General features: G+C 63.8%; 6 protein-coding genes. 1 reads left to right on the top strand and 5 read right to left on the bottom strand.

All coding sequences use genetic code 11. The features are described from left to right. The coding region (locus VFU06_00235) for a hypothetical protein (GenBank protein HEU5207807.1) at positions 1-623 on the top strand (623 nt) is incomplete at its 5' end. 31 nt (positions 624-654) lie between these two features. Here VFU06_00235 and VFU06_00230 read toward each other — a convergent pair. From VFU06_00230 to VFU06_00210, 5 genes are all read right to left on the bottom strand, one after another. Continuing rightward, the gene (locus tag VFU06_00230) at positions 655-1,644 is read right to left on the bottom strand and encodes a GDP-L-fucose synthase (protein HEU5207806.1); all 990 of its coding nucleotides are present in this window, start codon (positions 1,642-1,644) and stop codon (positions 655-657) included. Further along, positions 1,644-2,687, bottom strand: coding sequence for a GDP-mannose 4,6-dehydratase (gene gmd / locus VFU06_00225; GenBank protein ID HEU5207805.1), 1,044 nt, complete (start codon positions 2,685-2,687; stop codon positions 1,644-1,646). The genes VFU06_00230 and gmd overlap by 1 nt, the downstream gene beginning before the upstream one ends. Before the next feature lie 49 nt (positions 2,688-2,736). Next, complete coding sequence (gene uvrB, locus VFU06_00220; GenBank protein HEU5207804.1) at positions 2,737-4,752, bottom strand: excinuclease ABC subunit UvrB; 2,016 nt, start codon at positions 4,750-4,752, stop codon at positions 2,737-2,739. Positions 4,753-4,994: 242 nt separating this feature from the next. After that, positions 4,995-6,071, bottom strand: a complete 1,077-nt coding sequence (locus VFU06_00215) for a hypothetical protein (GenBank protein HEU5207803.1) — start codon at positions 6,069-6,071, stop codon at positions 4,995-4,997. Beyond that, the coding region (locus VFU06_00210; GenBank protein ID HEU5207802.1) for an O-antigen ligase family protein at positions 6,061-6,835 on the bottom strand (775 nt) is incomplete at its 5' end. The genes VFU06_00215 and VFU06_00210, both read right to left, overlap by 11 nt.

The following is a 6,835-nucleotide window of genomic DNA, read 5'->3' as shown; positions in this document are numbered from 1 at the left end:
GCATCGTCTGGCTGATCAACCTCTACAACTTCATGGACGGCATCGACGGCATTGCCGCGTCCGAGGCGCTGGTCGTGTGCGCGGTCGGTGCGCTGCTGGCGTCGCTCATGGGTGCATCATCCGTCGCGATCGCCGCCGCCGTGATCGCCGCCGCAGCCGCGGGCTTTCTCGTCTGGAACTGGGACCCCGCGAAGATCTTCATGGGCGACGTCGGCTCGGGGCTGCTCGGCTACTGCATCGCGGTCGTCGCGCTCGGCTCGGAGAACCTGGGCGGACCGCCGCTGTTCGTGTGGCTCGTGCTGGGCGCAGTGTTCTTCGTGGACGCGACGGTGACGCTGCTGCGGCGGGTGCTGCACGGCGAGGTGTGGTTCGTGGCGCACCGGCGGCACGCGTACCAGCGCGCGGTGCAGGCGGGGCTGGCTCACGCCGTCGTGACAGGTGCGGTGGTCGGATTGAATGTGCTGCTCGGCGCTATCGCCTACCTGATGGTGGCAGATACACGAAGGGCGCCGATCCTGCTGGTCGGCGCCCTGGTCCTAGTCTTGACGGTCTACCTGTTGATCGAACGGGCTCAGCCGATGTACCCGGATGAGGCGAACGAGCGCGTCGGCAGCCCGTCGTAAGGGCCCGGAATCGTTCGCCAGCAGTCGTCAATCATACGGCGGCGCGAGCCCCCGGCAGGCTGCCCTCGCTGTCGAGAGAACCGCGATACCAGTCATAGGTCAACCGAATCCCCTCCTCGAGCCCGATCCGTGCTCGCCAGCCCAGCTGGGTGAGTCGCGAGACGTCCATGAGCTTGCGTGGCGTGCCATCCGGCTTTGATGTATCGAACTCGATTGTCCCCTCGTAGCCGACGACCCGCCGCACCAGTTCCGCCAGCTCCCTGATCGTCACGTCTTCGCCCACGCCGATATTGACGAACCCCTCGCCGTCGTAGTTCTGCATGAGGAAGACGAGTGCGTCGGCAAGATCGTCCACGTGGAGGAACTCGCGCCGGGGAGTGCCGCTTCCCCACACCGTCACCGACGCAGCCTCGCCCTCCTTCGCCTCGTGGAACCGCCGGATGAACGCAGGTAGAACGTGGCTCGTCTGCAGGTCGAAATTGTCGTTCGGCCCGTAGAGATTGGTGGGCATCGCGCTGATCCACCTCACACCATGCTGCCGCCGGTATGCCTCGACGGCCTTTATGCCCAGGATCTTGGCGATCGCGTAAGCCTCATTCGTCGGCTCGAGCAGTCCGGTGAGGAGGTACTCCTCCTTCATCGGCTGCGGCGCATGCTTCGGGTAGATGCAGGAGCTGCCCAGGAAGAGCACCCTTTCGGTGCCATGCCGATGTGCGGCATCGAGCATGAGCATCTCGATCAGCGCGTTATCACGGATGAAGTCGGCAGGGTACGTGTCATTCGCCAGTATGCCACCGACCCTCGCGGCTGCCATGAACACATATTCCGGTTTCTCGGAGCCGAAGAACCGCTCGACGTCGTCCTGGCGGGTGAGATCCAGCTCGCTGCGACGCGGAAGCAGGAGGTTGTGGAAGCCCTGTTCCTGCAGGCGGCGCACGATGGCGGAACCGACGAGGCCACTGTGACCGGCGATGTAGATACGACTCTCCGGCCCCATCGTGTGCAGGATACGCTGCATCATCAGAATGAAGCCGCACCGCGTGCAGTCACGACGTGGCCCGCGTCACGCAGCGTACGCTCCTGTCGCGCCAGCTCCAGGTCGTGTGCGACCATCATCTTCACCAGCTCGCTGAAGCTGACCTCTGGCTTCCAGCCCAGCTTGGCGCGTGCCTTGGACGCATCACCCTCGAGATGATCCACTTCGGTCGGGCGGAAGTAGCGCGGATCGGACACAACGTGGTTGCGCCAGTCCAGCCCCGCCTCACGAAAGACGGCCTCCACAAACTGCTGGACGGAGTACGACTTCCCGGTCGCAATCACGAAGTCCTCTGGATCGTCCTGTTGCAGCATCAGCCACATGGCCTTTACGTAGTCACCGGCAAAGCCCCAGTCGCGCTTTGCATCCATGTTCCCAAGATAAAGCTTGTCCTGGAGCCCGGTCGCGATACGACCTACCGCGCGAGTCACCTTGCGCGTCAGAAAAGTCTCTCCACGGCGCGGCGACTCGTGGTTGAACAGGATGCCGTTGGCGATGAAGAGACCGTAAGCCTCCCGGTAATTCACGGCATACCAGTGCGCCGCAGCCTTGCTCACTGCGTACGGACTTCGTGGGTAGAAGGGTGTGGCTTCGCTTTGCGGAGGCTCAGCAGCTCCGAACATTTCCGACGACCCCGCGTTGTAGAGCTTCACCACTTTCCCAGTTCCGTTGCACTGGTCTCGCAGCGCTTCGAGAAGGCGCAGGGTGCCGAGGGCGTCTGTATTGGCAGTGTAGGACGGCTGCTCGAAGGAGACCTTGACGTGCGACTGCGCACCCAGATGGTAGATCTCGTCCGGGTCGGTCTCGGCGATGATGCGGCGCAGTGCAGCGCCGTCCAGCAGGTCGCCGTAATGCAGAAACAGATTCGTGCGCTCGTGCGGGTCCTTGTAGAGGTGGTCGATCCGGTCGGTGTTGAACTGAGACGCCCGCCGAATCACGCCATGCACCTCGTACCCCTTGGACAGCAGCAGCTCGGTCAGGTACGATCCGTCCTGACCGGTGATCCCCGTAATCAGTGCGACTTTCATCCCGCCCCGGTCATTTTAGGATTCGAGATCTAGCGATCTACCGCGCAAGCTAAGCCGCACCGGTGAGCTTCGCCCGTACATCGAGCAGCTCATCACGCAGCCGCGCCGCTCGCTCGAAGTCGAGGTTGGTGGCCGCGTCGTTCATCTCGGCCTCGAGGATCTTGGCCCACTCCTCCAGATCCACCTCGCTGGCATAGGACGCCGGCTGCTCGGCCACCTTCCCTGCCCCGGCGCCGCGCGCCTTCGGATCCATGCGCGCGTCCGCGACGCGCGTGGACAGCATCAGCTCCTCGACACTCTTGCGGATCGTCTGGGGCGTGATACCGTGCTCCTCGTTGTATGCCCGCTGGATCTCCCGGCGGCGCGTCGTCTCGTCGAGGCAGCGCTGCATGGAGCCGGTGATCCGGTCCGCGTACATGATGGCGACGCTGTTCACGTTGCGGGCGGCGCGGCCGATCGTCTGGATCAGCGAGCGCTCGTCGCGCAGGAACCCTTCCTTGTCCGCGTCCAGGATCGCGACCAGTGAGACTTCCGGCAGGTCCAGCCCCTCGCGCAGCAGGTTGATGCCGACCAGCACGTCGAAGCGGCCCAGGCGCAGGTCGCGCAGGATCTCCATCCGCTCGATCGCGTCGATGTCCGCGTGCATGTAACGCACCCGCACCCCCACCTGCGCCAGGTAGTCCGTCAGGTCCTCGGCCATGCGCTTGGTCAGCGTGGTCACCAGCACCCGCTCGCCGCGCCTCTCCCGCACGCGGATCTCGGCGAGGAGGTCGTCCACCTGGCCCTTGACGGGGCGGACCTCGACCGGAGGATCCAGCAGGCCCGTCGGCCGGATGAGCTGCTCGACCACGACGCCGTGCGTCTTCGCCAGCTCGTACTCGCCCGGCGTCGCGGAGACGAACATCGCGCGCGGCACCATCTCCTCCCACTCGTCGAACGTGAGCGGGCGGTTGTCCAGCGCGCTCGGCAGCCGGAACCCGTAGTCGACCAGCGTCAGCTTGCGCGCCCGGTCGCCGTTGTACATCCCGCGGATCTGCGGGACCGTCTGGTGCGACTCGTCGACGATGACGAGGAAGTCCTCGGGGAAGTAGTCGAACAGGCACGCCGGCCGCTCACCCGCCGCGCGCCCTGTGAGGTGGCGCGAATAGTTCTCGACGCCCGGGCACGTGCCGATCTCGAGCAGCATCTCGATGTCGAAGTTGGTGCGCTGCTCCAGCCGCTGCGCCTCGAGCAGCCTGCCGGCCCCGCGCAGCTCCAGCAGCCGCTCCTCCAGCTCGTCGCGGATCAGGTGGATGGCGCGCTCGACCGTGCTCTTCTGCGTGACGAAGTGGGTGGCCGGGTAGATCGCCGCGCGCTGCAGCCGCACGATCGTCTCCCCCGTGATCGGGTCGAAGCGGCTGATGCGCTCGATCTCGTCGCCCCACAGCTCGATCCGGACCGCCTGCTCCTCGTACGCCGGAAACACCTCGACCACGTCGCCGCGCACCCGGAACGTGCCGCGCACGAATTCCATGTCGTTGCGCGCGTACTGGATCCGCACCAGCGACTGGAGGATGTCGCGCCGCGTGATCTGCTGCCCCACCTCCAGCATCAGCATGAGCTGCCGGTACTGGATCGGGTCGCCCAGGCCGTAGATGCAGGAGATCGACGCCACGACGATCACGTCGTCCCGCTCCATCAGCGACGACGTCGCCCGCAGCCGCAGCCGCTCGATGTCCTCGTTGATCGAGCTGTCCTTCTCGATGTACGTGTCCGACGACGGCACGTACGCTTCCGGCTGGTAGTAGTCGTAGTACGAGATGAAGTACTCGACCGCATTGTGCGGGAAGAACTGCTTCAGCTCGCCGTAGAGCTGCGCCGCCAGCGTCTTGTTGTGGGACATCACCAGCGTGGGCCGGCCCAGCCGCTGGATGGTGTTCGCCATCGTGACGGTCTTGCCGGAGCCCGTGACGCCGAGCAGGGTCTGGAAGCGCTCACCTTCGCGGAACCCGGCGGACAGCTCCTCGATCGCCGAGGGCTGGTCGCCGGAGAGCTCGAAGGGGAGTTTGAGGTCGAAAGTGGCCATAAGACCGAATGTACACCGAAGTGGCGGGAAGGAGCCCAGCGGACGATTACCCTGGTTCGCGCGCCGTGACACCGGACCGAGCGCACGAGCATCAAGTGGGCACGCAAACGCGGGGACCGTGACTGTCACTGCTTACTGCCACTAACGGCGCCGAATCAGGAGTGCGAACCATGATTATGATGCTGGATATCAGTGTCAAAGCCGTTCAGGTGTGCCATGCGCCATGTGACCTTGACCTGATGTCACGACGAATGCTTCTTCGTTCCAGCTCGAAAAGCTGCCGGTAGCATTCTCATCCCTAAGGTTTTTCTCATCTCCACCATTGTCCGATACTCCGACGGTGCATAAACTCGCTCCCTGCGGAAGTTCTCCACCAACAGGCCTGCGAGCAGCACGACGATCGTCCCGGCGAAGCCAGCGATCACCGCGCGCAACACTCCCCCACCGGACTCCATCGCGGATCCCTCCGGGTTGTCGACGACCACGATGACATCCGTGTTGCGCACCTCATCGAGTCGCGCCTGTTCCAGCGACTGCGAAAGAGAAAGGTATATCTGCTGATGGAAGGCGACGGCACGCTGCAGGCGCTGGTATTCGAAACCTAGTTCGGACGACTCGCCGAAATTGCGATTACTCGTGAGAAATCGCTGGAGTGCCTCTTCGGCAGCCGCGAGCCGCTCCGCCTGTGCACGAGTCCTGGTTTCGAGGAACTCCCTTTCGGCACGTGCGCGGGACTGTCGGTAGTTGAGGTTGAATTCGTTGAGCAGTTCAAGCAGCCGGACGTTGACCACCTCCGCCAGGAGGGGCAGCTCTGCGACCGTTTCGATGGTGATTGTGCCAGCGGCATCGTTGAGATGGATCCGCACCTCATCGCGCAAGCGTTTAATGAGATCGTTGGCGTTATCGGCAGTCACCGGTCTGCCAGCATAGACTTCGGCCAACGTCCGCTGAATCGTACGGTCACCGTCCTTAAATGTGTACTCGGTCTGTAGCGCCTCGATGAGCACCCGCCGCGAGCGGAGCACTTCCTCATACAGTGCAAGTGAGCCTACGTCTGCGGACATTCCGAACGGCAGCCCCAACTGAGAGGCCATTGCCATCATGGACGAGTTCGCTTGTGAACCCGCGGCCGGTTTCAGGGTGGATCGGGCGACGTAGGTTTTTCCCCCAAGAATTGCCACGACCAGCAGGAGCAGCGCGCATCCCGCGCCTACCCAGACCGCCGTCGGCAGGTAGCGCAGCAGTACGGCCGCAAGTCCTGCAAATGAAACGTGTTCGCTGCTAGCATCACGTCGCGTGGGACTCACGTCAGTCGACATTCCCATCTGTATACCTGTCCTCGTCAAAATGCCCGACCGGCTCTCGCATGTCATTCGTACGCGCGGAGGAGTCCGCAATTGCAAGGACCATGAAGGCCGGCACCTGGACGAACATATAGAGCAGTACGTTGTCAAACAGGGCGCCGCAGAGCACGCCGATACTCACGTTCAACGCAGCAAGATGACGCATGGCGATGCGCGAATCCCGCCGGCGAGTGCGGTTGAGTCCCCGCAGGTGACGGGTTGCTCGGCCGATCCAACACGCGGCGAGCAGGCCAGCACCGATGAAGCCGCCGTCGTAGAACAGCCTCAGAAATTCGTTATGTGGAAAAAGCACGTCGCCGCTCAGACTCCGGCCAAGCAGCAGCATCACGTTGCCCGTGCCATGGCCGAACAAGGGCTCGGACATGCCAGCATTGGCGACGATCACCCACAGGATCGCGCGCCCGCTGGTAAACTGCCCGCTCAACGCAGCCTCTTGTACACTGCCGAAGCGGGTGATGTCCAGACGCTCCCGGATGGCGTCCACCTGCAGAACAGCGGCGGTGGCTAAACCTACGGCGAGCAGCAGCAGGCAAATCGTCCGCAGCGCGGCCCGATGGTCGGGCCATCGCACAGCCGCGTAGAACACGACCAAAGTCATGATGGCGGCCGAAGCGAGGGCGGCACGTGACAGTGTCGCCAACATCAGGGCGAGGCCGCCGAGGATGCCGAGCAGCGTCGTACCTCGAACCCGTTCCGCCAGTAAGCCCGCAATACTGAGC

The organism is Longimicrobiales bacterium, assembly GCA_035764935.1.
GTDB lineage: Bacteria > Gemmatimonadota > Gemmatimonadetes > Longimicrobiales > RSA9 > DASTYK01.
This window is presented reverse-complemented; position numbering and strand designations above follow the sequence as displayed.

What these genes read in the sequence shown, in the direction of transcription:
- VFU06_00215 (HEU5207803.1), bottom strand. Translation starts at nt 6,071, where the DNA reads ATGTCGACTGACGTGAGTCCCACGCGACGTGATGCTAGCAGCGAACAC.
- gmd (HEU5207805.1), bottom strand. Translation starts at nt 2,687, where the DNA reads ATGAAAGTCGCACTGATTACGGGGATCACCGGTCAGGACGGATCGTAC.
- uvrB (HEU5207804.1), bottom strand. Translation starts at nt 4,752, where the DNA reads ATGGCCACTTTCGACCTCAAACTCCCCTTCGAGCTCTCCGGCGACCAG.
- VFU06_00230 (HEU5207806.1), bottom strand. Translation starts at nt 1,644, where the DNA reads ATGATGCAGCGTATCCTGCACACGATGGGGCCGGAGAGTCGTATCTAC.